Annotated in this window: 1 pseudogene; it reads right to left on the bottom strand. The window is 72.4% G+C overall.

The features are described 5' to 3' along the window. A pseudogene (locus G3I78_RS47570) lies at nucleotides 1-515 on the bottom strand (hypothetical protein); the annotation flags it as partial.

The raw sequence follows: 515 nt of genomic DNA, 5'->3' as shown, positions 1-515 counted from the left end.
CTACCGCCCGGCGCCGTCCTGCGGACCAGTGCCCCACGGCGGCGTCTCGGCGGCCGGCGCGACCTCGTCCACCGGGGCGTCGGCAGGCGACTCGACCGCGTCCTCCACGGGACCGGCGACGCCGCTCGCGGGGGCCGCGGCGGACGGGCCGTCCTGGGCGTGCAGCGCCCGCGTGCGCAGCAGGCTCGCGACGGTGGTGACGGCGAGCGCACCGATGATCACCACGAGCGACAGCCAGATCGGGACCGTCGGGACGGCGTCGAGGTGCTCACCGCCGTTGATGAACGGCAGCGTGTTCTCGTGCAGCGCCTCGAGGATCAGCTTCACGCCGATGAACCCGAGGATCACCGCGAGACCGATCGGCAGGTAGACCAGCCGCTCGAGCAGGCCGCCCAGGAGGAAGTAGAGCTGGCGCAGGCCGAGCAGCGAGAACGCGTTGGCGGCGAACACGAGGAAGGTCTCCTGCGTGAGGCCGAAGATCGCGGGGATCGAGTCGACCGCGAAGAGCAGGTCCG

Origin of the sequence: Streptomyces sp. SID13726, from assembly GCF_010548375.1 — a bacterium.
Classification (GTDB): Bacteria; Actinomycetota; Actinomycetes; order Streptomycetales; family Streptomycetaceae; genus Streptomyces.
Note: the sequence above shows the minus strand (reverse complement) of the source record. Positions and strands in the feature narration are given on the sequence as shown.